The following is a 24,495-nucleotide window of genomic DNA, read 5'->3' on the forward strand; positions in this document are numbered from 1 at the left end:
CGTAGGGCTGAGGGCCGGACGAAGGCCACGTGAAATGGTGCGGGACAATCGCAGCCGCGCTTGCGGGTCTTCACCGAGAGAGTGTAAATAGGGACAGGACAGGGGCCATACGCGTTCACGCCGCGGCTCCTGTCGTTTTTTCAAAGTAGGGAGGGGCGAGAATGGCGAGGGTCTTAATCATCTATTTCAGTGCATACGGACATATCCATCGGATGACTGAAGCGGCTGCAAAGGGAGCCCGAGACGAAGGGCACGAGGTGAGGGTGGTTCGCATACCGGAGTTTAGTTCCCCGGGCAACGTAACGGCACTACTCGACCATCCGAGCCGCAGGCAAGACCGCGGGGAAGACTCGCTGCCTTGCAAGTTCCGTGTCGATGCAAGATGGGATAAGTACGAGAGGTCCCAAAAGGAGCAAAAGGAGGTACCGGAAGCCTGTCATGACGATCTGCGCTGGGCGGATGGCATTGTTTGGGGCTTCCCGACCTATTACGGCTCGATGCCGGCGCAGGTCAAGTCGTTCCTCGATATGTCAGGCAGTCTGTGCGCAAGTGGAGAATTAGAGGGAAAACCGACTGGAGTCATGACGAGCGCCGGTTCGATCCATACCGGCCACGAGGCGACGATTTTGACCTCGATCGTACCGCTGCTTCATTTCGGTCTAATTTACGTCGGTCTTCCTTATTCTCAGAATCCCGAATATTTGACGGCGGACGCAATCGGTGGTTCTCCCTACGGACCCTCCACCCTGGCGGGGCCGGATAGTTCGAGAACTCCAGACGAGCGCGAGCTAATAATGGCCGGCAGGCTGGGTGCCCGCGTGGCGCGATTTGCCGAAGCGACTAGAGGCATCAAATGAATGGCGGGGATGAGCTGATGAACGCTTATGATTTGATTGTGAGAAATGTCCGTCTGACTGGAGACGGTACAAATATCGATATTGCGATACGGGATGGGCTTATTGCGGGAATGGGCCAGTTCACAGCGGCTGCCTCGGAGACGCTCGACGCGGAAGGCAGGCTGTTAGTGCCTCCGTTCGTTGAGCCGCACGTCCATCTGGATACGGCGCTGACCGCGGGGAATCCCGTCTGGAACGAGAGCGGTACGCTGGCGGAAGGAATCGAAATCTGGTCTGCACGTAAGATGACGCTCACGAAGGAGGATGTCATCGCAAGAGCGGAGCGCACGATTCGTCTCTATCTTGGGTACGGTGTTCTTCATCTGCGTTCGATGGTCGACATTGGCGATCCAAAGCTGACGGCACTGGAAGCCATAATGGAGATCAAAGAGCGCTATCGAGGGCAGATAGAAATCCAGGTTACGGCATTTCCCCAGGACGGAATCATGTGTTGTCCGGACAACGAGGAGCGGATGAAGGAAGCGCTGCGAATGGGTGCGGACGGAGTGTCCGCGGTTCCGCACCTGGAGCGCACCCGCGAGGAAGGAGTGCTGTCATTGCGGAAGGCGTTCGACCTTGCGAATCGCAGCGGTGCGTATGTTCATGTTTTCTGTGACGAGACGGATGACGAGAATTCCAAGTATCTGGAGGTCTGCGCCTCATTGGCGCTGTCTACAGGGATTGGCTCCCGGGCGACGGCGGCGCATGCAAACGCCGCAGCTTATTATAATGAATCATATTTCCAGAAAGTCATTGGGCTGGTCAAACAGTCCGGACTCTCGATCGTCGCTTGTCCGCTAATTAACAGTGTTATGCAAGGTCGTTATGACGGCTACCCCAAGGGAAGAGGAATTACGCGCATTAAGGAATTTCAGCGCGCGGGTATCAACGTTGCGCTATCCCACGATGATATTCGTTCGCCGTTCTATCCCCTTGGTACGGGCAATCCACTAGATGCCGCCCACATGGCTGCCCATCTGGCTCATATGAGTGGACGTACCGAAATGCGAACCCTGCTTGGGATGATTACAGAGGGCGGGGCTGCGGCGATGAATCTGGAGTCTTACAGTTTTCAAGGCGGCGTCATCCAGGATGGAGCCCCCGCCTCGTTCCTTTTGTTCGACGCGAAGGACTCGGGCGATCTGATTCGTCAGCGGTTGTCGCCTCGGTTCGTGTTCCGAAGCGGACTCATCATCGCAGAAACGTTACCCGCGGCCACAAGCCTGCGGATCGCGAAAGAAGAGACAGATTGGACAATTGCGGTGCGGGAGCCCGAGCTTCCGATGCAAATAGGCTTTTTCCCTAGTCAGTCGTAAAAAAGGGCTGAGCAGCAGAGATCTGGTCAACTCTTTTTTAAATCACGGTACTATCGGCCATACAGATCGATCCGTTGATCCAATCCGAGGGAAATTAATTGATAAAAAACAAACCCCAATCCCATGCAGACATGGAATTGGGGTTTGTTTTCTATTATTCAATTAACTGCCTCTTCTTAGGTCAGTTACGAGTGGGCGTTGGTAGGTCCGTTCTTCTGGAATCACTTGTTCTAGAATATTCTGCGGGCTGTAACGAACCGTTTCTTCCACTGACCGTCGAAGGCCTCAACATGCACGCCGAGTTCCTTCGAATACGTATGCAAAATCTCATTATTTCCTGCATAAATGGCAACATGTCCGATCTCCAGATTGCGTGCAGAGAAGAACAATAAGTCTCCTTTACGCAGGTCGTCGATCCCGACTTCCTTGCCTACCTTGGCCTGATCATAGGATACGCGCGGAAGATCGATTGACAGAACATCCTGGAACACACGCTTAACAAAAGAAGAGCAGTCAAAGGTATCTGTCTGGTCCGTTGAAGCACCGAAAACGTACGGTGTGCCCAGATATTTCTTTCCGTAAGAAATAAGCTCATCCGCTTGATTTTCAATAAGGGAGGGGCTTGTGTAATCGGAATATTTCGGTTTCGCCGATATGTAACCGGTTTTGTTATCTTCGGTGCGTACTTCTATCCAAAAAGCGTCAACTTCACGGATAACATCAATCTTGGAGCCTGCAGGCAGCATTTCCAGACTTGTGGAGCTGCTTTGTGAGCTTGGCAAGCTTCGTAGATTGACGCCCTGAAGGATGGAAGTATCATATGTAGACGAGATTTGGACCGATCGGGTCTCCGGCTCCCATTTTACGGTGCTTCCCAAGGCTTCGCTAACGAAGCGCAGCGGTATCATGGTGTAACCTTCAGTGATTTGACCGGGAGTGGCCAGAACTAGGCTTTGATTATTTAGATTAGCTGTTAGCTGGCCAATACGATAGGTAAGCGTTGTGTCACCCTTATCTGCTGTGACTGTTTTGTCCGTATTGTTCCAAGTTAAGCTCGCACCCAGACCTTCAAACAGCTCGCGCATAGGAACAAGTACTGTACCGTTGATGACAAGCGGCGAAACTTCAGGCTGCAGCTGTTGACCGTCCAAATATATGGATATCGTGCCTGGAGTCGTCTGAGCTTGAGGCTCCGTTTCTGCATGCGCAGAGGTCGAATATAAGAAGGATATAGTCAGTAGAGAGAGCAGTAGGCCTTTCATTTTCGTCATTTCTTCATCTCCTGTGATAGATTTTGTCCATATACTTAAACGAAGTCAAGACGAAATAGTTTTGTTGTAAATGTTGACAGGACACTCTCGCTTTGTTCCGGACCGGATGCATGGCATTGAAAATCAGTTGTTGTACAGTGTTACTTAAATTAAGAGGGGCAAACGATTAAGCCTCTTGGGTTAAATCACTCAATCCCTGAGGGTGGGCGATGTTATTGAGCCGCCTTCTCTTTGCGTCTATATTTATGTCCTTAAAAGACTTACTGTCGCATTATTTATAAGTTGAAATATTATGTAACCAGTATTACAATTCAAAATGTAACCAGTATTACAAGGGTGATAAGGAGGAGAAAATAGTGAGTGAGCCATTAACGAAAGATGAATCTGGAGTTCAAATTCAAGGTGCCACCTACACGCTATGGGGACTATTCTTGTTTTTTCTTAAGTTAGGGACTTGGGGATTCGGGGGTCCTGTGGCGCTAACAGGTTACATGTACCGGGACTTGGTTGAAAAACGAGGTTGGATTTCAGAAGCTGACTATAAGGATGGTTTAGCATTGGCACAGCTTGCTCCCGGTCCCTTGGCGGCTCAACTAGCAATTTATCTCGGGTACGTCCATTACCGTTTTCTTGGAGCAACATTAGTGGGTTTCGCTTTTGTTATTCCTTCATTTTTCATGGTTGTTGCTTTAGGTTGGGCATATATTCGATTTGGTGGTATAACATGGATGCAGGCTGTATTTTATGCAGTAGGAGCCAGTGTTATTGGAATTATCGCTTTTAGTGCTTATAAACTAACCAGAAAAACCATTGGGAAGGATTGGTTACTATGGACTATCTTCTTGATTGCAGGTGCGGTGACAGTAATTACAGAATCTGAGAGTGTTCTTTTGTTTCTTGGGGCAGGAATTGTATACTGGTTGGTAAAACAACCACCAAGGAAATTGTGGAGAAAAACAAAGCTGAATAGTTTGTCACCTTTTCCAATTGTCTCGGCAATAGGTGCCCTGGCGGTTTCCAGTACTGGTTATGGTACATTATGGAGCATCTTTACTTTCTTTACAAAAGCAGGGGCATTTGTATTTGGGAGTGGTCTTGCTATCGTACCTTTCCTTTACAGCGGTGTGGTAAAAGAGTATGGTTGGCTAACTGCCCAACAATTCCTTGATGCAGTGGCGGTAGCAATGATTACACCGGGACCTGTAGTAATAACAACCGGATTTATTGGTTATTTGGTCGCCGGGTTTCCGGGTGCTAGTGTTGCCGCTATTGCTACCTTTCTCCCTTGTTACCTGCTGACCATTATTCCGGCTCCGTTTTTTAAGAAGTACGGCAAACAACCCGGAATCAATGCTTTTGTAAATGGTGTAACAGCGGCGGCAACAGGTGCCATTAGCGGTGCAGTTATTGTACTAGGTCAAAGGTCGATTATTGATATTCCTACAGCTTTGCTTGCACTAATAACCCTTGGATTACTATGGAAAAGTAAAAAGGTTTCAGAACCCGTTATTATTCTTGTATCAGCTATTATTGGATTATTTTTATACCCTACGACGCATTAATTAGGCGGTGGATTAGTGCAGAACTGGTTACATTTATTGTATAAACTTCCTCGTAATCCGAGTAAAACCCGTGTTTACGTATGGCGAAAACTTAAGCGGCTAGGTGCTGTTCTCCTGCATGAATCCGTTTGGTGCCTTCCTTGTACACCTAAAACAAAAGAACAATTCCAATGGATTGTACTAGAGATACAAGAACTTGGCGGCGAAGCCTCACTTTGGGAATCACATCTTGTATTAGGCGGACAGGATGAAACCATTAAAAAAGAGTTCATTGAACAAGTGGACCAAGAGTATATTGCAATCTTGAACGAACTGAAAAAGGAACAATTTGACCTTGTTTCATTAACTAAAAAATATCATCAGGTTAAATCACAAGATTATTTTCAATCTGAATTAGGGAAACGTGTATTGGCGGAACTGCAAGGTGCTAGGGGGAGGGACCAATAAATGAAGTGGGTTACTTGGGAAAATGTTGGTGTAGATAGGATGGCATGTGCTTGGCTGATTAGAAAATGTATTGATTCGGATGCGGAATTTTTATTTATACCTGTAGGTCATAAGCCCTTACCCGAGGGTGCTGAACCGTTTGATATACCGGGAGTTCGACTTACCCATCGTAGAGGTCATTGTACATTCCATACGATGCTAAAAGAATTTGAAATTAAAGACCCCGTTTTGGAACGTATCGCACGGATTGTAGATGAAGCAGATACAGTGCAGGAAGCATTTTTAGAGCCTGTAGCACCGGGTTTAGATTTTATTTGTGATGGAATCCGTATGACCTCCCCCGATGATTTAACTGCTTTAGATAGAGGTGGGTTGATTTTTGAAGCTTTATATTCACGAATATCATCGGAAAAAGAGCAATAAAAAAGAACCGACTTCATCGGTTCATTATTAGAGCAAACACTATTCCTTCGAAGTATGCCCTTTCATTCGCTTTTACGCTGCTCTGTCTTCTATAATGTAAAATAAACTTGACACAGTGTATGCTAAGTGTTACTTTGTGTATATAAAGTTTTACTTGAACTAATGCTTAACAGATGGGGGAGAGGAAGGCATGTCCTTTCAGGAAAAAAGAAATATTGTATCTCTAATTACCACCTTACTGATTTTACCGCTCTACTGTATGTATGTTTTTCAAAGATACCAGGAAAGAAGCTTTAATTCGGCAGATGAACTCAGCTTCTGGGGAGCATTCATCTTAATTCTGATCCCGGTGTCGATTGCAGCCAAAATCATCATTCATATCGTATTCAGCACTATCAATACAATAGCAACCAAAGAGAAAGAGCCTTCAATTACGGATGAATTCGACAAGGTGATTGGATTGAAAGCAACAAGAAATTCCCATTATGTGTTTATGATAGGCTTTCTTCTGTCAATGGTTCCACTGGTTATGAATATGCCGCCCTATGTCATGTTCATCATTCTTATTGCCTCAGGGTTCGTGTCAGAGGTGGTCGGGACCGTAACGCAGCTCTATCTTTACCGGAGAGGAGTCTAAGATGGGCAGATGTCTTATTCGCAACAATATTCGGGCCTTACGGTTCAATCATGATGAAATGACCCAGCAGCAGCTGGCTGATAAAGCGGGTGTGACGCGGCAGACGATCGTAGCGATCGAAAAAGGCAATTACTCCCCATCTCTGGAATTGGCTTTTCGCATTGCCCGCGTGTTCAACCTGCCTTTGGAAGAGGTCTTCTCTTTTGAGGACAGTTAATGGTGAACAATTATTTTTAAGCTTAAAAAGTACGATTACGGGGAGAGGTGCTTATGAAAGCAATTGTGTTCACCAAATATGGACCGCCGGATCAGCGCAAAGAGCTGGAAAAGCCTGCTCCCAGGGATAATGAAATACTGATTAGAGTTCGTGCCACAGCAGTATCATGAAGGAAAAGGCTGGAGATCAAGTTTTCTTCAAGGAGCTTATTGAGGCAGGGAAAATAAAATCCGTCATAGATAGAAGCTATCCGCTGGAACAAATAGCTGAGGCCCACCGGTATGTAGATATTGGACACAAAAGAGGGAATGTCGTGATAACGGTGTAACATGAAAAGGTTATATTTCTAACAACAACCCGAATTCGTCGAATAACCCTTTGATTCCAGTATCTGTTACGCGCACAGCTCGGCCATCAGGTAAATACTCGATCCAACCAAGCTTAAATAGTCGGCTTGTAAGTGCTGATCCCAAGCTTCCGGCTAAATGGTGCCGACGTTCGCTCCAGTCCAAACATTGACGTGCAAAATAACGACGTCTTGTTGGACTTCCTTCGATTTCAACTCCAAGCTCTTGCAATCTCTTCTTTCCTTCTGCACTCAAAATGAAATCTTTGTTGCCTGATTTCTCAATACACCTTAATTCGAGTAGTCTATCTGTTAGAGCACACCCAAGCTTACCTGCCAGATGATCATAGCAGGTACGAGCAATTCGCAATGCTTTTACCTGCTCCGATTCTCGTAATGACCGAACCGGTCTTGGAGGTGCAATGGTTTGAAGTGCCTCGAGTGCGTGCCCAACGTCGCTGTTAGCCAGCCGGAAATATTTATGACGACCGTACGACTCATGGATGAGTAGACCGCCTTTGACCATTTTGGCAAGGTGCGAACTGGCCGTCTGGGGTGTAATTCGAGCCGTGCGGGCTAACTCGCTGGCAGGTAAAGCTTTTCCTCCTAGAAGGCTTACAAGAATAGCTAAGCGGGATGGATCTGCGATAAGAGATGCAACCTCCGCAATATTAGGGCTTGAAGTCATACTCCTAAACCTCCTATAGAGCTTTTGTTTAATTCTTTCTAAATCATGCGCTCTTTATAACATTCATATTTCGATCATAATCGAATAGTAAGTATGTTACAATCGACTTCTAATAATTAAGTGGTCGAGGAGAAAAAACATGAACCCTGTTTTTTATGGAATACTGGTTCTACTTACCACTTCCCTTATGGGATCTTCCTTTGCTGTCGGGAAAATGGGTCTAGCGTACATCTCACCGTTTCTTCTGGCCGGACTTCGCTTTACGACAGCAGGAATTCTCATGGCCCTGTGGGTAAGGAAAAACCGCTTTCCTGCCTCTATGCATGATTGGAGCAAAGTGGTTCTTGTGGGGCTCTTTCAGACAGCGGGAGTAATGGGATGTATCTTTTTAAGCTTGCGTACGATTACAGCGGGGGAGTCATCTATATTAACTTTTGTTAATCCGCTCCTTGTTGTTATATTGGGAACATGGTTTCTCGGAACGAGATATCAACTATCCCAATGGATAGGGGTCTTTATTGGTTTTTTGGGTGTCGTTATAACCCTTGGATTCCATCTGCAAATGAAAACCGGGACTTTGCTGGGGCTGGGATCGGCGCTCTCCTGGTCAATTGCCACAATCCTGGTGAAAAGATGGGGCTCGCAGTTTGATATATGGGTGTTAACGGCTTACCAGATGCTGTTTGGAGGTCTGCTCTTGTTATTCATGAGTGTAACGATGGAATCTCCGACCTTAATAATTAACGCTGAGTCTATATGGATTGTTCTGTATCTGGCAATTATGGGCTCCATTGTACAGTTTGCGGCATGGTATTACTTGCTAAAACAAGGGGATCCCGGAAAAACAAGTGCATTTTTATTTTTGGCACCGTTTTTTGGTGTTTTGTCCGGTTGGGCCATACTTGGAGAAGTCGTCCAATGGTATGTATATATAGGAGGTTTCTTCATTTGTATCGGACTTTTTTTGGTCAACTGGACTTCTGCAGACAAGAAGCTTTCACAAAGATAAAAGATCATTACGGCATATGTAGCCGTTCGCGCGGCGATGTGTTTGTTACCGCAAGTCGGGGTCGATCGGGGTCGAGAGAGGAAATGCGCCAGCGTAGTTACATAGAGAGCTATTGCGTGTTTTTTGGTGAAGTTGGATAAGATATGAAAAAGTAACAAATTTACATAAGCAAGGAGACATCACCATGGATGCCTTTAAACCGTTAACCTTACCCGAGGAATCCCCGCCTCCGCATGCAATAGAATGTCAACGTTGTGAGCTCTCGAAGCAGCGGCAGCGGGTGATATGGGGCGAAGGCAACCCGGATGCGCCGGTTTTCATCCTGCTTGATAACCCTGGTGCCAGGGAAGACAGGGAAGGCCATCCTTTTGTCTGCGGCACCCGGGAAACGCTCCAGCACGGATTATTGGAGGTAGGCATTGCCATTAAATCGGTGTATGTAAGCTACCTGCTGAAGTGCCGACCGGTGCGGACGTATGATAAGCCGCTGGCCAGAGAACAATGCTTCCCTCATTTGCAGCTGCAGCTCGGTCAGAAGAAGCCTCATTTGCTGTTAGGATTAGGCAATACGGTAGCCCAGTCATTGTTCTCAAGCAATGCAGCGGATGTGAAAGGGCTTAGAGGAAGGTGGCACTCTATCCAAGGGATACCCGCAGCTTTCTCCTATCACCCCTTGGCCGTACGCCGAAGACCTGCATTTTTGAAATTCTTCATTGAAGATCTGAGGCTCGTTTCCGAAAAAATCCAGACTTTTACATAATTTTTCCACCCTAATTCGTGTGCGCACGATTGCCGCGCGTAGTGTACAATTAACTATGGAACGGTCAATAAAAATCGGTAAGCTGATTAGGAGCTGTAGAAATGTCGAAAGAGGAAATTATTTTAACCCGAGAGGGATTTGCTAAATTAGAGCTTGAGCTGGAGGATCTTAAAACAGTCAAACGCAAAGAGCTGGCCAGCCGTCTGAAGACAGCGATCAGCTATGGCGATCTCAAGGAAAACAGCGAATATCATTCCGCGAAGAATGATCAGTCGTTTATGGAAACAAGAATTCTTACCCTGACAAGAATGTTGAAAAATGCTCAAGTCGTTGACAGCGTGGATCTGACAAAGGTTCAAATCGGTTCCATTGTTGTGCTCAATGACATAGAGTTTCAAGAGAAGATCGAATACCGGATCGTTGGACCTGCCGAAGCGGATGTTCTTGAAGATAAAATTTCCTATGAGAGCCCGCTGGGGAAAGCGCTTCTGGATAAGGCGGTTGGTGATATTATCCGCGTTGATGCACCTATGGGAGTAATTAAATATGAGCTTCTTGAAATAAGAGCTGTATAATAGTCACTGATTTAAGGACGTCCTCCATCTAGCCGTTAAGGCAAGCTGGGGGCGTTTTGTTCGGTTACGGGCATGTAATTTTTGGTTCAAAGCGGTTTATGTTCAAAGTGTTAAATCTGTGTTAGCATATATATCATGAACAGGTCTGCTCGTTGGAAGGGACCTATAAGGAATGAATTTTCAGCAGGAGCCGATCCCGGGATGCGAAATTTCGTCAAAAATGAAGGACTACAGATGTTCATAATCGCCTTGGCTACGGCCATTGGCGCTGAATTCAAGCTTAATCCCTTCACCGGCGATTTCTTCCGGATTGGCCTCGGTGTCAGTATATATCTGTTTTTTTTATTATTCATGCGTCACTTATCCTATATAAAAACCGGGATCATCACGGGAATAGTCAGTGTGGCCTTTCAATCCGGGGAATGGATGCTCCAGACGGGCTCATATTCTGTCTTTGCAGCCGTGCAAAATAATCTGGCAGCCGGGTTTTACTATGTTGTTTTTGCTATTGCACTTAGCAGGATAAGGCGAAGAATGAACGTATACCATCCGCTTCTGTTAGGCGCGATTGTTTCTGCGATCGATTTTGCTTCCAATGTCACGGAGCTCTTGGTCAGAGGGGTGCTGGTCGGCACAAATGCGCTTTCTCCTCATGAGTTGGTTCAGTTGATAACCATTGCGGTTGTGCGAAGTTATTTTGTAATCGGGGTCTGCAGCAGCATTTCAATAAGTCAAATGCGACTCCTTCACGCCGAGCAGGAAAAGCGGATGGAGCAGATGTTAAACGTCGGAGCGGGATTATACGGGGAAACCTTTTATTTAAGAAAATCAATGGATACGATCGAGTCCATTACTGCAAACAGCTTCGATCTATATCGTAAATTAAAGGAAGACAGTCTGAACGATTACGGCGGACAGGCGTTAGTGATTGCTCAGCAAATCCATGAGGTGAAGAAAGATTCGCAGCGTATTCTGGCGGGCTTGTTGAAGTTATATGACAGTGAAGTCATTGTTGATATGAATCTACCTGAGATCCTCAACTTTGTCGTAAAAGGAAACCAGGAATACAGCCGGATGCTGAACAAGAAGATTGTTTTTGAAAAAGAAGCGGAAGCAAATTTCCTGACTCCCCACTTTATTCCCCTACTAACGGTGCTTAACAATTTGGTATCGAACGCCGTGGAAGCTATCCAGAAATACGGAACGATAAAGATACATGTTTTTGAACAAAACAATGAAATTTTATTTGTTGTCTCGGACTCCGGAAAAGGCATACCGGAGCAGGACCGCGATCTTATCTTTGAACCGGGCTTCACGACCAAATTTAATGAGGAAGGGATTGCGGCGACTGGGATCGGCCTCTCTCATGTAAGGGATATTGTTCATTCCTTGAACGGTGAGATCTTCGTAGAGCCGCACGGGATAGCACGCGGAACCCGATTTACCGTCCGTATCCCGTTTACCGGTTTACAAAAAGGAGGAGAATCCGATGTCGCTTTCTTTCATAATCGTGGATGACGATCCGGTAAGCAGACGCATGCTGCAAAATATTATTGAAAATTGCGGTCTCGGCGAGGTTGCGGAAATGGCGGAAGGCGGGTCGGAGGGGGTCCGGGTCATTCTTGAAAAGAATCCGGATATCGTGTTGATTGATTTATTAATGCCCGATCAGGATGGCATCGAGACCATAACGCAATTGAAGCATCAAGGGTACAATGGAAAATTTATTATGATTTCGCAAATTGAAAATAAAGAAATGGTTGGACAAGCCTACCAGAAGGGGATCGAGTTCTTTATCCATAAGCCAATAAACCGTCTGGAAGTGGAAGCCGTATTGGCGAAAGTGAACGAGCGGCGGAAATACGAGCGCCATATACTTGAAATCAAGCAATCTTTGGCGAAATTCGATATCTTGGAAGCGACCTTGGGCCGGACGGAAAGAGCCCCGCGTGATTGCATCAAGCCGATCTTATTGGACTTGGGAATCATCGGTGAGATCGGCAGCAAAGATATCATTGCCATAATGGAATATTTGATCGGGCACGGGGGGGCCAGAGACTTCCCGCCGCTGAAGGAATTATATGAAGCGGTCGCGCGAACCTATAAGCAAGGCAAGAGCGATATTGACAAAGAGAGTAAAGCGGTCGAGCAGCGAATTCGGCGTACCGTCATGGCCGCGCTAATAAACTTAGCCTCGCTAGGTTTAACGGATTACTGTAATCCCAAATTTGAATATTACGCACCGCTTTACTTTGATTTTCAAGATGTAAGGTTGAAGATGAAAGCTATGGATGAAGAGTTGAAGCCCGAGAAAGGAAAGGTAAACATTAAGAAGTTTTTGCATGTTTTTTATATGGAAGTACTGGAAAAAATGAAAGGCTGAACATAACAACAATAAAGACGCCCTTTACTGAAAGGTCGTCTTTGTTGTGTGATAGGTTATATTTGTCAAGGTTGACCGAACGTTCGCTGCTGCCTCTTCATTTGTCAGAATAACCAGGTAGTCACCGGAACGAAGAAATGTTTCTCCGGTTGGAATAAGTTCTGTATCTGCCCGTTTTATTCCGACGATCAGACAGTGAGCAGGCCACCGAAAATCTTTTATCCGTTTGCCTTCCAGCTCTGAAGCCATATGGACCGGAAATTCCAATAACATTTTCACCCCCCTTTGGGAAACGATAGTAGCACCCCTCTTTAGTAAGAGTCGTTCCAAAAGTTCTTCATAAATGGGCTTGGAGTGGAATAATTCGACGACAATGTATGCCGTGAAGCAGACAACTCCGGCGGGGAGCAGGTTTGAGAACGATCCTGTCATTTCGGTAATGAGAATAATGCCTGTGATGGGCGCCTTGACAACGGCGGTGAAATATCCGGCCATTGCCAGTAAGATGAAGGCCCCCATATCGACGTGTCTATAACCGAGAACGTCATGAATCAATTTGAAATAAATAGCCCCGATCAGAGCTCCGGCAACAAGCATGGGCAAAAATATGCCTCCGGGAGCGGATGAGCCGTAACTGATCATCGTAAACATAAATTTCACGAGTAAAAGAATACCCAGAAACGTCAAAGTAAAGCTGCCCGCAAAAAGCGTATCTACAAGCTCGTTCCCTCCGCCGAGAACCTCCGGCAGGGTGAATCCAAGAACGCCTGCAAGCAGGAATGGGACAACGGGTCTCATTGCTGCAGGAACCCACCGCTGATACTGATAGAGATCCTGCGTCATAAACAGCGCTCTATTAAAGACAATGCCCAGAGCACCGGTTAACGCTCCCAGGACGATGATAAAGGCATAGTTGTATAACGGGACTGAAGCGATGTCGCCAAAATGGAATAGCGGGCCCAGACCAAAAAAAACATTTGAAATAAAGCCGGCAGCAAGCGAAGAAGCGAGCGCGCTAATCATAACCAGCGGCGAAAAATTCGCATGCATTTCCTCCAGCGCAAAAATGACGCCGGCAATAGGCGCATTAAACGCTGCAGACAGACCTGCGCTGGCTTCGCAAGTGATCATGAAGTTTTCCTCGGTTTTCACTTTTTTGAAGATCCGGCTGAAACCTTGGCCCAGAGCGGCACCGATTTGAATCGACGGCCCTTCTCTTCCCAGAGATAAGCCTGCCCCGATGCATATGGCTCCGCCAATACATTTGCCGATGATCGTTTTCCACCAGGTCATATCGATCAGGCTGTGCAGAACGCCTTTCACTTGGGGGATTCCGCTTCCGGAAATGATCGGGTGTCTCTTCACGATTAATCCGGTAATCCAACCTCCGACAGCCAACACAACAAACCAGACCGGAATGAAAGCAGGATGCTTCAACTGCCAACGATACGCTGATTGTACCGTATTTAGCGAATAGGCAAGAATAAACCGGTACAGGGCGACAACGAGTCCGGTAGATAACCCGATGATCATTCCTTGCACAATCAGTTTATATTTAAAATTTATCCAAGAGGACAAAGTGTTTACGGTATTATTACGGTTGATATAGATTCCCCCTTGCTGATAAAACGTTCGTATTCTCCTACTATATTCGATTTCCGTGTCATTCATTATCCGGAAACATTATAAAATGCAAAACGCTGCCCGGCTTCAAAGCCGGATTGCATTTGTGCCACCCGACACGACCCCATCGTCCGTCCTCCCGCAGAATCTCTAACACAGTGTTTACTTCTGTTCCGATGTGAAATTTCCGTTTCTTCTCAATGTTCTTATTGTAGCTTATTTTTTTCGATTGTGTTTCGAACCTTACGTGTCGATTATACAATCACATCCAAAATTCTCATGTCGGACAAGCTGGCGGCATTTTTTGGCGCGTGAGAGGTTCGGAGCGAGTCAAATGTTAGGTATTCTAACTTTACAATATTGTCACCTGATATGTAAGCGAATGCATTTCTGATATTCAAAACAAAATTCTTCCTGCAGTTTTTCATTGTTAATTATATTCTCATGCAATGTTATTTATTTTTTGTCGGATTCTGTAGGTTGCTGTAGTGAAAGGGATACTATCAAAGCATCGATTGAACGAGTTTCACAAAATTAAAGGAAACGGGGCTATTATATGAAGAAATTGGGTCTAATCTTACTTGCGGCTGTTATTGCATTAACGCTGAGTGCTTGCGGCAATAAAGGAACCGCTGAAACAAGCTCGGCAGGGACTGCTCAGGCGGGAGATGCGAAAAAAGAGCTTGTAACATACACCTTTGGCACCGACGCGACATACCCTCCTTTCGAATTTGAAAAGGATGGCAAGTACATCGGCATCGACATTGATCTGATTAACGCAATTGGCGCAGAAGAGGGCTTTCAGGTAGATCTGAAACCGATGGACTTTAAAGCCATTATTCCGGCGATCACGGCGGGCCAATTGGACGGCGCGGTAGCGGGAATCAGTATTACAGACGAGCGCAAGCAGGTCGTCGGTCTGTCGGACCCGTATTATAAAGCAGGACTTTCGCTTGTCGTTCGCTCTGATAATACAACTATTAAGGGCCCGGAAGATTTGAAGGGGAAAATGATTGCGATCAAAAAAGGCACGTCCGGCGCGAAGAAGGCGGAGGAGCTGGCGAAACAATACGGCGCGCAAATCAGATATTTTGACGACAGCCCGACGATGTTCCAGGAAGTAGTCAATAAAAACGCCGATGTAACGTTGGAAGATTACCCGGTTATATCCTACAAGATTGCAGTGGATCCGAACGCTAATCTGAAAATCGTGGGCGATCGGCTCAACGGGGACTATTACGGAATTGCGGTCGGCAAAGATAACGAAGAGCTGCTGAAGAAAATAAATGATGGACTCAAAAAGCTTAAAGAAAACGGGAAGTATGATGAAATTGTCGAGAAATACGTTGGAAAAGCCGCACAATAGCAGCATATCGGAGGCGGAGCGGCAGGGCTGCTCCGCCGCCTATTGCACACATGAACACAAGGAATACTGATGAAGGGATGGTGAAGAGGTTGCATTTTACGCCGCAGGTTATTGTGGATGCATTACCCGTATTGCTGCAGGGTGTTCTGATTACGCTGAAGATTGCGTCCATTTCGTTATGCATTGCCTTTGTTATCGGCTTGATCGCTGGACTGATGAATACGTCCAGGAACAAGTTCCTGCGGGGAGCCGCTACGGCTTATGTCGATATTATCAGGGGGACGCCGCTCCTGGTTCAAATCTTTTTTATTTATTTGGGCCTGCCTGCTTTTCTGGATATTCGGCTATCTCCGGAGGTCGCGGGCATTGCGGCAGTAAGCTTGAATGCAGGCGCCTATATTGCAGAGGTTGTTCGCGGAGGCATTAAATCCATAAGCAAAGGCCAGGTGGAAGCGGCCAGGTCGCTTGGGTTAAGCCGGTTTTTGACGATGAGGCTGGTCATTCTCCCCCAAGCTTTACGTCGTATGATACCCGCATTTATGAATCAGTTTATTATTAGTATAAAAGATACTTCCCTGTTATCCGTCATTGGAATTCAGGAGCTGACGCAGAGCGGAGAAATTATTATTTCTTCGAACTTTCGCGCGTTTGAAATTTGGGGTGCAGTCGGTGTCTTCTATTTCATAATAATCTATGCGCTAACCCAGTTATCCCGTCTGCTTGAGAGGAGGTACGAGCTGAAATGATTAGCGTGCAAAACCTGAAAAAGAATTTCGGTTCGCTAGAAGTGCTGAAGGATATATCAACAACGGTGGAGGAGAAAGAGGTCGTTTGCGTTATCGGACCGTCCGGTTCGGGTAAAAGTACCTTCCTGAGGTGTTTGAACCTTCTTGAGGATGTGACCTCCGGGACAATTGTGATCGGAGATGCAGAGGTCACTTCACCGAAAACAAATATCGACCAGCTGCGTCAGAATGTAGGCATGGTATTCCAGCAGTTTAATTTATTCCCGCACTTGACCGTACTCGAAAACATTATGCTCGCGCCAAAATACGTGAAGAAGATGGACAAAAAGCTTAATGAGCAGCAAGCGATGGAGCTGCTGCGTAAGGTAGGCCTCGAAGGGAAAAGAGATGAATACCCCGAGCGTTTGTCGGGCGGTCAACAGCAGCGTGCGGCTATTGCCAGGGCGCTTGCGATGAATCCTCGCGTGATGCTGTTCGACGAACCGACATCGGCGCTCGATCCCGAGATGGTGGGTGAAGTTCTGCAGGTGATGAAGCGGCTGGCCCATGAAGGGATAACGATGATCGTCGTCACTCATGAAATGGGCTTCGCCCGTGAAGTGGCAGACCGTGTCATTTTCATGGATGGGGGATATATTATTGAAGAAGGGCCTCCTTCCGGGATATTTGATTCCCCGAAGCATGAACGCACAAAAGCATTTCTCGGCAAAATCCTGTAGATGGAATGAGAAGAAGGCGTGTATATGAAGAAAATACTTCTATTGACCACAGGCGGCACCATCGCCTCGGTATCCGGGAAAGACGGACTGGCTCCGGGAATTACGGATGAAGAAATCGTTAAGTATTTGCCGGAGCTGGGTTCAATGTATAAGGTTGAAAGTAAAACGGTGATGGAGATTGACAGCACGAATATGCAGCCCGAGAACTGGGTGACTTTAGCTGAGGCTGTCTTCGAAAACTACGGCCGTTATGACGGATTTGTCATCACGCATGGCACCGATACGATGGGATATACATCCGCGGCGCTTTCTTATATGCTGCAAAATTTGGCCAAACCGGTTGTCATTACAGGCTCCCAGGTTCCTATTGACTATGCAAACACCGACGCCAGAAAAAACATTGCCGACGCCGCCCGATTTGCTTGTGAAGCAGCCGGTGGCGTATTTATCGTTTTCAACGGTAAAGTGATTAACGGGACCAGAGCTGTGAAAATGAGAACCCGAAGCTACGATGCCTTTAGAAGTATTAATCACCCATATATTGCTTATATTGAAGATGACGCGGTAACATACTGCAAGCCTTTATTACAAGAACATAGCAATAGGGTTAAGCTGGATACTGCTCTATGCACCGATGTTTTTCTGTTAAAGCTGCATCCGGGAACGAAACCGGAGCTCTTCGATTTTCTTAAACAGCAGTACAAAGGCGTTATAATTGAAGGCTTCGGGCTGGGCGGAGTCCCGTTCCAAGGCAGAAACCTCGTCCCCAAGATCAATGAGCTGATTGATGCGGGAGTAGCTGTCGTAATCGCTACCCAATGTCTTGAGGAAGGCGGGGACCTTACTGTTTATGAAGTAGGGCGGAAAGTGAACGGGGAGCTCATTATTTCCTCCAAGGATATGAATAAAGAAGCGGTCGTGCCCAAATTGATGTGGGCGCTCGGAAAGAGCACCGATCTGAGGATGATAAAGACCTTAATGGAAACGCCGATTGCAGGCGACAGGAACCTTTAGATTGACAGCTGCCACACCTGTAACTATAATAATTACAGGATACAAACTTTAATTTGACAGGAGGCAGCAGTCGTGAGCTTAACGATTCAAGTTTACACTGATTTCGTATGTCCGTTTTGTTATTTGGGCAAGAAGCCGCTCGAGGACGCCATTGCGGGTAAAGATGTCCAAATCGAGTGGATGCCGTTCGAGCTGCGGCCTTATCCGAACCCGCCGATCGATCCGTGGTCGGACCCTTCCAAATTGGCCGGCTGGGAGCAGTATATTTATCCGAAAGCGAAAGAGTTTGGCGTGGATATGAAGCTGCCGCACGTATCGCCGCATCCTTATACAGGGCTGGCGTTTGAAGGATATCAATTTGCCAAGGCGCATGGAAAAGCAAATGAGTTTTACATCCGCGTCTCCGATGCGTTTTACCAGGAAGAGCAGAATATTGGAGACATCGAAGTGCTGACGAAGCTGGCCGGCGAAATAAATCTCGACAGGGAGAGCTTTAAGTCGGCGTTGGAACGCGGAACGTACAAAGAGGCGCACCGGCGAGCGCTGCAGAAAGCGGCTGAGCAAAGAATCTCCGCCGTACCAACGTTCGTGATCGGAAGCAAGGTAATCCAAGGAGTTGCGAGCAAGGAGACGTTCGAAAGAGCGATATCCGAACAGCTGTAAGAAGCTGATATGTATAGTCCGAATCTCCACTTGAATTTGTGTGTTCGCATAACTGATTTACCAAAATAGCCGTTTCATCTCCCGTTTAATCATCGTTTTATGGGGGAATGAAATGGTTATTTTTGTAGCATTAATACGAACATATGTGCTATAGTAAAGATAACTTGGAAAAATTGTTTGCCTGGACTTCATCCGGAAGAAACTGTAAAATCTACATATGCGTATTAGGGAGAGAGGTGATCGCCTTGTCATTCGTGACTCGGCTGCAGTGGTTTTTCAAATCGAGATGGGCCAGCTATGCGATAGCCGTGGGATTAATGACTTGCGTCAGCCTGCTGTCTATCATACCGCCGAAAATGATCGGGAACACGATTGACCATATCGGAAAAGGGGATTTGACGGCATCGGGTTTAAGCCAAACCGTGTTATTACTGGTTGGACTTTCCCTGCTTCTATATGTAATGGTCTATACATGGATTACGACCCTGTTCGGCAACTCGGCGCTGATCGAGAAGCTGCTCAGAGGACGGCTCCTCGCGCATTTGACCCGGATGACTCCGGCCTTCTTCCAGAGGAACAGCACTGGGCAGCTGATGGCGCTGGCGACCAACGACGTACTGGCCATCGGCCAGACGGCGGGATATGGCGTAATGACGCTCGTTAACACGCTGGTTGGCGCTTCCGTCGTCATTGTTACCATGATTTCCTTGATCAGCTTCAAATTAATGCTCGCGGCGCTGATCCCGCTGCCTGCTCTGGTCTTCGTAATTAGTAAACTTGGCAATCAAGTAAGAAACCGGTTTCTTGAGGCGCAAGCCTCTTTCGGCAAAATGAACGACCACGCGCTGGAATCGATTTCCGGCATCCGCGTCATTCGTTCCTATGTGCAGGAAGATCATGACCTCTCCGCTTTCGACAAAATGACCTCTGAGGTTATGAATAAGAACAAGCAAGTATCAATTCTAAACGCGCTCTTTCAGCCGATTATTTCATTGATCGTAGGAGTAAGCTATTCGATTGGCATAGGCTACGGCTCTTATCTGGTATTCGACGGGCAAATTACGCTCGGACAACTGATCTCATTTAACATTTATTTGGGAATGCTCATCTGGCCGATGATTTCCTTCGGCGAATTTATTAATGTGCTGCAGCGCGGGAGCGCCTCGGCGGATCGTTTGGACACGGCTTTGGCCCAGCCGGCGGATGTGCTGGAGCCTGAAGCGCCGACCGCAGTCGAAGCGCCAACGCGTATCGAGATGAAGAAGCTGTCCTTCACCTATCCTACATCCAGCCATCCCAGCCTTAATGAAATTTCCTTCCGCCTGGAGCGGGGGCAGACGCTTGGGATTGTAGGAAAGACAGGAAGCGGGAAGAGTACGCTGCTCAAGCAGCTGCTACGCCAATTTCCGGTTGAACAGGGAAAGCTGCTTATCTCGGGAGTTCCGGTTGAACAGATTGCTTTGGACCAGATGAAGCGCTGGGTCGCATATGTGCCGCAGGAGCATCTGCTGTTGTCCAAATCGATTCGGGATAATATCGCCCTGGGCAAGCCCGACGCCTCGCACAGCCAGATTGCCAGAGCGGTGGAGATGGCGTCGTTTACCCAGGATATAGCGCAAATGCCTGAGGGACTGGAGACGATAGTAGGCGAGAACGGCGTTATGCTGTCCGGCGGACAAAAGCAGCGTCTTGCAATTGCGAGAGCGCTCCTCATCGACTCGGAAATTCTGCTGCTCGATGATTCTTTATCGGCTGTGGATGCGAGGACGGAGAGCCGGATACTCCATCATATCCGGCAGGAACGTGCGGGTAAAACAACATTAATTACGACGCACCGTCTATCCGCGGTCAGTCATGCGAATTGGATCCTTGTGCTCGATGAAGGACGGATACTGGAAGAAGGCACCCATGATGAGCTTATGATGCTTGGCGGCTGGTACAAGGAGCAATGGGAGCGCCAGCAGATGGAAGCAAGCCTGGAGGAATAAAGTTCTGTGAATCTATTAAAGGAGAACTTATGATGCCGAAGCAATCCACGACGAGAAGACTGCTCGCGTATGCTCTCGTCTATAAATTCAGAATTATCGGCGCGCTGCTCATACTGTGCTGTGCGGTAGGCGCCGAGCTTGGCGGACCTTATATTACGAAAACGATAATTGACCGGTATTTGTCCAAGGATACAGGCGATCTGGGGGCGGTGCTGGGGCTCCTTGCTCTGTATATGGGGCTGCTGCTCACGGCCAGTATCAGCAACTTTACGCAATCGTATATGCTGCAATCTACCGCGCTGCAAATTATCAAAAACATGCGGATGGACTTGATGCGGCACATTCAGCGGATTCCGCTGCGTTATTTTGACAATACGCCGATCGGTCAGGTTGTCTCGAGAATTGCCAATGACACGGAGGCTATCCGCGACTTGTTCATGAGCTTTATGGCGACGTTCGTCGTGAGCCTTGTCCAGTTAACGGGTATATTCATCGCGCTGTTTATCCTGGATGTGCATCTCGCATTGTTTTGCCTGCTGCTGCCGCCGCTGTTCGTGCTAATCATGATTGTCCATCTGAAATACTCGAAAATCTTCATCACAATCATGCGTGCCCGTCTCAGCGATATGAACGCCATGATTAACGAATCGATCACCGTCATGCCGATCATTCAGGCGTTTCGCCGGGAGAAAGTGACGCTGGACGAATTTGAAGTGCTGAATGAAGACCGCTATGTCAATCAGATCAAGCAATTCAAGGTTTTCTCCTTGTCTTCCCGCAATGCAGTGGGAACCATCGGCAGTCTAGTTACCGCAGCGGTGATTTGGTACTTTGGCCGGGACTCGCTTCAGACGGCAATTTCATTTGGTGTATTCTATGCCTTCATCGATTACCTGGGTCGGATCTTTCAACCGGTTATCGGAATTTTCGATCAGCTGACGAATGCGCAGCGTGCGTTTGTATCCGCAGATAAGGTGTTTGCCATCATGGATATCGAAGGTGTTGAAGTCGAGAAGACGGATCAGGTGCGCCGTCCGGAAGGTGTAGTGAAATTCGACGATGTCACATTCGCTTATAAAGAAGGGGAGAACGTTCTGAAGCGGATCTCTTTCGAGGCCCGTAAAGGGGAGACGGTTGCGCTTGTCGGTCATACGGGCTCCGGTAAGAGCTCGATCATTAATCTGCTGCTCGGCTTCTACGAACCGGGAGAGGGCAGGATCACGATTGATGGACGCGACATAACGACGTACTCCAAGCAAGAGCTGCGCAAGCATATGGGGATTGTTCTGCAGGACCCGTATTTGTTTGCCGGAGATATTAAATTCAATGTCAGCCTGTACAATGAAGACATTACATTGGACCGGGTGAAAAGCGCGTTACGCGATGTAGGAGCCGCACCGTTCGTAGAACAGCTTCCTAACGGTTATGATGAGCAGGTGGTGGAGCGGGGGAGCACGCTTTCCTCCGGCCAAAGGCAGCTGATTTCTTTCGCCAGAGCGCTGGCTTTCGATCCCTCCATCCTGATACTGGATGAAGCTACGGCGAGCATCGACAGCGAGACCGAGGGGTTAATTCAGAAAGCGCTGCAGGTCGTCAGCGAAGGCAGAACGACCTTGGTCATAGCGCATCGATTGTCGACCATTCGGGAAGCCGACCAGATTCTTGTCCTGCACCGCGGCGAAATAGTCGAACGGGGCAATCATGATGAGCTAATGGCGCTCGAAGGCAGATATTACAAGATGTATCAGCTGCAAAAAGGCGAGAAAGCATCACTTGCTGCTGCAGAAAGGACAGCTTAATCGTTTGAGGCCTGCCGGGAAAGGCAGGCCTTTTTTTATAAAAATTCACTTCGCGAGTCATATTAAAAATATTAGAATTCAGAGCTAACCCTCTCAAATGACTTTGACGTATTCGAAATCTATCAACATATTCTTATCGCTGTAAGGATAATCCGAGATAAGGAGGAATTCGAATGGCTGACGCTCAGGTCAACGAAAGCGCCCGTAATTTTATGCTTTCAAACGAAATTTTTCAACAGCCCGGTGTGGATATATATGCACAGATGACGTACATTGTATTGAAATGTTACTCTTCCGAGTCTTACCTGCCCGATTTAAGGGTTATCGCCAAGCACGGCCGGATGAATCTCAAGCAGGTGACGAAGGCCTTGCAAAGCCTTGTCGAACTGAAGATTCTACCGCATAAGATCTATCGCCAAATGGTGGGCGACTTCCAGGATGACCGGCTGTCTTGGGCCGCAAAGGGTCTGCTTACGTTCTGTAAGGAGCATCCACATGTCAATTTGAACGATCTGCTGGAGCTATCGTGCGAGTCGGGCGAGGACGAACAAAGCATCCGCAGAGCGCTAAAGGAATTAAGCCAGTTCGGTTACTTGGAAGAATATCCGGAATGGAACAAAATAGCGAACTAACGCCGTTAAGCGAGACCATTGGGAGCGATCCCGGTGGTCTTGTTTCATTAAAACATCTTAACCTTTGTCAAACAGGCAGGAGTTTACAAATACAGATGGAATTGATTAAAGATAAACAATGTATCTCCAAATACTACGCGGGGCTACAAAGTAATACCGAATGATATGATGACAATGAGGAGGCAAATCTTGATGAACTGCCACTTTTTCGTAGGCAACGATAACGGCAACAGCGAGCATGACATGATTATTGACGGGAAATTGATTCAGCAGCCCAATGTTAACTGTACAGTGGATACACTGCCATGGAGCGAAGAGCAGGCTCCGGAGAGTTTTATTAAAAATCTGCAGGATCAGCTGGTTGTCACAGTCGATTCTCCGGCGGCACGCCCGGCTATGTATTATATCGGCAAATTTGCTTTAGAGAGCGGTGAAATTCTCGATACTCTGCAGATCGGTATCGATTTGAAATGCGACATGGATCTGCCGATCGTCAACACGCTGGCGCAGATTGCTGCCGCAGCCGTGCAAAAGGCATATGCGGAAGAGAAGAAGGTACCGGAGAATATTGAAGTAGAAGTCGATATGGTTACGGCATTGCCGGTCACTCAGCATACCGACGAGAATGCTGCAAAGTTCGAGAGACGGTTCATGTCCGGAACACATCATGTCACGGTCCATCTCGGCATTCAGCGGGTGGCGGTCAAGATCGTTTTTCCATTTACGAAGGTAGTCCCCGAAGCTACGCCCGTTATCTTTACCTTACAAAAGGATGCTGATGGCGGCTGGAGGGAAGGGAGCATCTTTAAGGAATTTGCCGAAACGTATGAACAGGATGAGAAGAAATTCAACGGAAGCTACTTTAAGGATAAGCGCATTCTTCACGTTGATATCGGCGATGGCTCGACCGAGTATCCGATCACGGAGGGCAATAAATTTCTGCGGCAGTTTGTCCACGGCAGCCACCATGGAATCGGCTATGCGATCGAGGAAGCGCTCGATGAATTTAACCGTCTTATTCATCTGCCCGACAGCCCCCGGCAGTTTTTCAGCGATGTCATCAAAAACGGCAAGCATAAATTCCACGCCCGGGCCATTAGAACGTTGAAGAGACCACTCGAGAGCCAAGTGCGGCAGATTATTCAAAATGTGAAGAGGCAGCTGACAAAGGCAAGAAATGAAATCGACATTATTTGCGTTTACGGGGGAGGAAGCATTCTGATGCGCTCCATCCTGTATCCGCAACTCAAGGAAATTAGCGATGAGCGCGACATGAAGCTGCTCTATGTTCCATCGGAATATGCAGTTCAGCTCAACGCGATGGGCCTTGATGCTTTCGTTCGGGGCAAAATCTACGAAGCTCTTAAAAATAAGGCGGCTCAGCCCGTCTAATGCATATTGGGTGTGCCCAAATA

General features: G+C 47.4%; 24 protein-coding genes and 2 pseudogenes. 23 read left to right on the top strand and 3 right to left on the bottom strand.

Going from position 1 to position 24,495, the window contains the following annotated elements; all coding sequences use genetic code 11:
* Positions 1 to 161: 161 nt before the first annotated feature.
* Both KZ483_RS01590 and KZ483_RS01595 read left to right on the top strand, forming a co-directional pair.
* Complete coding sequence (locus KZ483_RS01590; RefSeq protein WP_220351052.1) at positions 162 to 857, top strand: NAD(P)H-dependent oxidoreductase; 696 nt, start codon at positions 162 to 164, stop codon at positions 855 to 857.
* Positions 854 to 2,212: an amidohydrolase family protein gene (locus tag KZ483_RS01595; RefSeq protein WP_258881499.1), complete on the top strand. Its 1,359-nt coding sequence runs from the start codon at positions 854 to 856 to the stop codon at positions 2,210 to 2,212. Before KZ483_RS01590 ends, KZ483_RS01595 begins: the two co-directional genes overlap by 4 nt.
* Positions 2,213 to 2,442: 230 nt before the next feature.
* Here KZ483_RS01595 and KZ483_RS01600 read toward each other — a convergent pair whose 3' ends face one another.
* A complete protein-coding gene (locus KZ483_RS01600; RefSeq protein WP_220351053.1) occupies positions 2,443 to 3,483 on the bottom strand; it encodes a stalk domain-containing protein in 1,041 nt (346 codons plus the stop codon).
* A 356-nt stretch (positions 3,484 to 3,839) separates the two neighbouring features.
* Here KZ483_RS01600 and KZ483_RS01605 point away from each other — a divergent pair, with 356 nt between their 5' ends.
* The 7 genes and pseudogenes from KZ483_RS01605 to KZ483_RS01630 all read left to right on the top strand — a co-directional run.
* Complete coding sequence (locus KZ483_RS01605) at positions 3,840 to 5,045, top strand: chromate transporter (protein WP_220351054.1); 1,206 nt, start codon at positions 3,840 to 3,842, stop codon at positions 5,043 to 5,045.
* A gap of 15 nt (positions 5,046 to 5,060) precedes the next feature.
* On the top strand, positions 5,061 to 5,492 hold the full coding sequence (locus KZ483_RS01610) for a Chromate resistance protein ChrB (protein ID WP_220351055.1): 432 nt from the start codon (positions 5,061 to 5,063) through the stop codon (positions 5,490 to 5,492).
* Positions 5,493 to 5,915, top strand: a complete 423-nt coding sequence (locus KZ483_RS01615) for a chromate resistance protein ChrB domain-containing protein (protein ID WP_220351056.1) — start codon at positions 5,493 to 5,495, stop codon at positions 5,913 to 5,915.
* 190 nt (positions 5,916 to 6,105) lie between these two features.
* On the top strand, positions 6,106 to 6,552 hold the full coding sequence (locus KZ483_RS01620; protein ID WP_220351057.1) for a hypothetical protein: 447 nt from the start codon (positions 6,106 to 6,108) through the stop codon (positions 6,550 to 6,552).
* Position 6,553: 1 nt separating this feature from the next.
* A complete protein-coding gene (locus tag KZ483_RS01625; RefSeq protein ID WP_220351058.1) occupies positions 6,554 to 6,769 on the top strand; it encodes a helix-turn-helix transcriptional regulator in 216 nt (71 codons plus the stop codon).
* 53 nt (positions 6,770 to 6,822) lie between these two features.
* Positions 6,823 to 6,936, top strand: a pseudogene (locus KZ483_RS28995) (NAD(P)-dependent alcohol dehydrogenase); the annotation flags it as partial.
* Positions 6,937 to 6,962: 26 nt separating this feature from the next.
* Positions 6,963 to 7,097 (top strand): annotated as a pseudogene (locus KZ483_RS01630) (zinc-binding dehydrogenase); the annotation flags it as partial.
* 10 nt (positions 7,098 to 7,107) lie between these two features.
* Here the strand turns inward: KZ483_RS01630 and KZ483_RS01635 are convergent.
* Positions 7,108 to 7,803: an ArsR/SmtB family transcription factor gene (locus KZ483_RS01635; protein WP_220351060.1), complete on the bottom strand. Its 696-nt coding sequence runs from the start codon at positions 7,801 to 7,803 to the stop codon at positions 7,108 to 7,110.
* Between the two features lie 139 nt (positions 7,804 to 7,942).
* On the opposite strand from KZ483_RS01635, the gene KZ483_RS01640 reads away from it, so the two are divergent.
* The 5 genes from KZ483_RS01640 (at position 7,943) to KZ483_RS01660 (ending at position 12,530) form a co-directional block, all read left to right on the top strand.
* A complete protein-coding gene (locus tag KZ483_RS01640; protein WP_220351061.1) occupies positions 7,943 to 8,812 on the top strand; it encodes a DMT family transporter in 870 nt (289 codons plus the stop codon).
* 184 nt (positions 8,813 to 8,996) lie between these two features.
* Complete coding sequence (locus KZ483_RS01645) at positions 8,997 to 9,572, top strand: uracil-DNA glycosylase (RefSeq protein ID WP_220351062.1); 576 nt, start codon at positions 8,997 to 8,999, stop codon at positions 9,570 to 9,572.
* Positions 9,573 to 9,673: 101 nt separating this feature from the next.
* Positions 9,674 to 10,147, top strand: coding sequence for a transcription elongation factor GreA (gene greA, locus KZ483_RS01650; RefSeq protein WP_220351063.1), 474 nt, complete (start codon positions 9,674 to 9,676; stop codon positions 10,145 to 10,147).
* A 201-nt stretch (positions 10,148 to 10,348) separates the two neighbouring features.
* The gene (locus KZ483_RS01655; protein WP_220351064.1) at positions 10,349 to 11,665 is read left to right on the top strand and encodes an ATP-binding protein; all 1,317 of its coding nucleotides are present in this window, start codon (positions 10,349 to 10,351) and stop codon (positions 11,663 to 11,665) included.
* Positions 11,637 to 12,530 (top strand): response regulator, encoded by an 894-nt coding sequence (locus tag KZ483_RS01660; RefSeq protein ID WP_220351065.1) that lies wholly within the window; start codon positions 11,637 to 11,639, stop codon positions 12,528 to 12,530. The genes KZ483_RS01655 and KZ483_RS01660 overlap by 29 nt, the downstream gene beginning before the upstream one ends.
* Positions 12,531 to 12,554: 24 nt before the next feature.
* On the opposite strand, the gene KZ483_RS01665 is transcribed toward KZ483_RS01660, so the two are convergent.
* Positions 12,555 to 14,201 carry a ClC family H(+)/Cl(-) exchange transporter gene (locus KZ483_RS01665; RefSeq protein WP_258881500.1) on the bottom strand — a complete coding sequence of 549 codons (1,647 nt, stop codon included), beginning with the start codon at positions 14,199 to 14,201 and terminating at the stop codon, positions 12,555 to 12,557.
* Between the two features lie 508 nt (positions 14,202 to 14,709).
* Here KZ483_RS01665 and KZ483_RS01670 point away from each other — a divergent pair.
* The 9 genes from KZ483_RS01670 to KZ483_RS01710 all read left to right on the top strand — a co-directional run bounded on the left by KZ483_RS01670 (position 14,710) and on the right by KZ483_RS01710 (position 24,472).
* Positions 14,710 to 15,519 carry a transporter substrate-binding domain-containing protein gene (locus KZ483_RS01670; protein WP_220351066.1) on the top strand — a complete coding sequence of 270 codons (810 nt, stop codon included), beginning with the start codon at positions 14,710 to 14,712 and terminating at the stop codon, positions 15,517 to 15,519.
* 50 nt (positions 15,520 to 15,569) lie between these two features.
* Positions 15,570 to 16,265, top strand: coding sequence for an amino acid ABC transporter permease (locus KZ483_RS01675; RefSeq protein ID WP_258881501.1), 696 nt, complete (start codon positions 15,570 to 15,572; stop codon positions 16,263 to 16,265).
* Positions 16,262 to 16,984, top strand: coding sequence for an amino acid ABC transporter ATP-binding protein (locus tag KZ483_RS01680; RefSeq protein ID WP_220351067.1), 723 nt, complete (start codon positions 16,262 to 16,264; stop codon positions 16,982 to 16,984). Before KZ483_RS01675 ends, KZ483_RS01680 begins: the two co-directional genes overlap by 4 nt.
* 24 nt (positions 16,985 to 17,008) lie before the next feature.
* The gene (locus KZ483_RS01685; protein ID WP_220351068.1) at positions 17,009 to 17,998 is read left to right on the top strand and encodes an asparaginase; all 990 of its coding nucleotides are present in this window, start codon (positions 17,009 to 17,011) and stop codon (positions 17,996 to 17,998) included.
* 72 nt (positions 17,999 to 18,070) lie between these two features.
* The gene (locus KZ483_RS01690) at positions 18,071 to 18,661 is read left to right on the top strand and encodes a DsbA family oxidoreductase (RefSeq protein WP_220351069.1); all 591 of its coding nucleotides are present in this window, start codon (positions 18,071 to 18,073) and stop codon (positions 18,659 to 18,661) included.
* A 245-nt stretch (positions 18,662 to 18,906) separates the two neighbouring features.
* The gene (locus tag KZ483_RS01695; RefSeq protein WP_258881502.1) at positions 18,907 to 20,649 is read left to right on the top strand and encodes an ABC transporter ATP-binding protein; all 1,743 of its coding nucleotides are present in this window, start codon (positions 18,907 to 18,909) and stop codon (positions 20,647 to 20,649) included.
* A gap of 29 nt (positions 20,650 to 20,678) precedes the next feature.
* Positions 20,679 to 22,448 (top strand): ABC transporter ATP-binding protein, encoded by a 1,770-nt coding sequence (locus KZ483_RS01700; RefSeq protein ID WP_309568627.1) that lies wholly within the window; start codon positions 20,679 to 20,681, stop codon positions 22,446 to 22,448.
* A gap of 173 nt (positions 22,449 to 22,621) precedes the next feature.
* Positions 22,622 to 23,080, top strand: a complete 459-nt coding sequence (locus tag KZ483_RS01705) for a hypothetical protein (protein ID WP_220351071.1) — start codon at positions 22,622 to 22,624, stop codon at positions 23,078 to 23,080.
* A 192-nt stretch (positions 23,081 to 23,272) separates the two neighbouring features.
* A complete protein-coding gene (locus tag KZ483_RS01710) occupies positions 23,273 to 24,472 on the top strand; it encodes a ParM/StbA family protein (protein WP_220351072.1) in 1,200 nt (399 codons plus the stop codon).
* Positions 24,473 to 24,495 lie beyond the last annotated feature (23 nt).

Origin of the sequence: Paenibacillus sp. sptzw28, assembly GCF_019550795.1 — a bacterium.
Taxonomy (GTDB): domain Bacteria; phylum Bacillota; class Bacilli; order Paenibacillales; family Paenibacillaceae; genus Paenibacillus_Z.

Bases quoted from the DNA above. Each gene is read 5' to 3' on its own strand.
- KZ483_RS01590 (WP_220351052.1), top strand. From the start codon at position 162: ATGGCGAGGGTCTTAATCATCTATTTCAGTGCATACGGACATATCCAT.
- KZ483_RS01595 (WP_258881499.1), top strand. From the start codon at position 854: ATGAATGGCGGGGATGAGCTGATGAACGCTTATGATTTGATTGTGAGA.
- KZ483_RS01600 (WP_220351053.1), bottom strand. From the start codon at position 3,483: ATGACGAAAATGAAAGGCCTACTGCTCTCTCTACTGACTATATCCTTC.
- KZ483_RS01615 (WP_220351056.1), top strand. From the start codon at position 5,493: ATGAAGTGGGTTACTTGGGAAAATGTTGGTGTAGATAGGATGGCATGT.
- KZ483_RS01620 (WP_220351057.1), top strand. From the start codon at position 6,106: ATGTCCTTTCAGGAAAAAAGAAATATTGTATCTCTAATTACCACCTTA.
- KZ483_RS01625 (WP_220351058.1), top strand. From the start codon at position 6,554: ATGGGCAGATGTCTTATTCGCAACAATATTCGGGCCTTACGGTTCAAT.
- KZ483_RS01635 (WP_220351060.1), bottom strand. From the start codon at position 7,803: ATGACTTCAAGCCCTAATATTGCGGAGGTTGCATCTCTTATCGCAGAT.
- KZ483_RS01640 (WP_220351061.1), top strand. From the start codon at position 7,943: ATGAACCCTGTTTTTTATGGAATACTGGTTCTACTTACCACTTCCCTT.
- KZ483_RS01645 (WP_220351062.1), top strand. From the start codon at position 8,997: ATGGATGCCTTTAAACCGTTAACCTTACCCGAGGAATCCCCGCCTCCG.
- greA (WP_220351063.1), top strand. From the start codon at position 9,674: ATGTCGAAAGAGGAAATTATTTTAACCCGAGAGGGATTTGCTAAATTA.
- KZ483_RS01655 (WP_220351064.1), top strand. From the start codon at position 10,349: ATGCGAAATTTCGTCAAAAATGAAGGACTACAGATGTTCATAATCGCC.
- KZ483_RS01660 (WP_220351065.1), top strand. From the start codon at position 11,637: ATGTCGCTTTCTTTCATAATCGTGGATGACGATCCGGTAAGCAGACGC.
- KZ483_RS01665 (WP_258881500.1), bottom strand. From the start codon at position 14,201: ATGAATGACACGGAAATCGAATATAGTAGGAGAATACGAACGTTTTAT.
- KZ483_RS01670 (WP_220351066.1), top strand. From the start codon at position 14,710: ATGAAGAAATTGGGTCTAATCTTACTTGCGGCTGTTATTGCATTAACG.
- KZ483_RS01675 (WP_258881501.1), top strand. From the start codon at position 15,570: ATGAACACAAGGAATACTGATGAAGGGATGGTGAAGAGGTTGCATTTT.
- KZ483_RS01680 (WP_220351067.1), top strand. From the start codon at position 16,262: ATGATTAGCGTGCAAAACCTGAAAAAGAATTTCGGTTCGCTAGAAGTG.
- KZ483_RS01685 (WP_220351068.1), top strand. From the start codon at position 17,009: ATGAAGAAAATACTTCTATTGACCACAGGCGGCACCATCGCCTCGGTA.
- KZ483_RS01700 (WP_309568627.1), top strand. From the start codon at position 20,679: ATGATGCCGAAGCAATCCACGACGAGAAGACTGCTCGCGTATGCTCTC.
- KZ483_RS01705 (WP_220351071.1), top strand. From the start codon at position 22,622: ATGGCTGACGCTCAGGTCAACGAAAGCGCCCGTAATTTTATGCTTTCA.
- KZ483_RS01710 (WP_220351072.1), top strand. From the start codon at position 23,273: ATGAACTGCCACTTTTTCGTAGGCAACGATAACGGCAACAGCGAGCAT.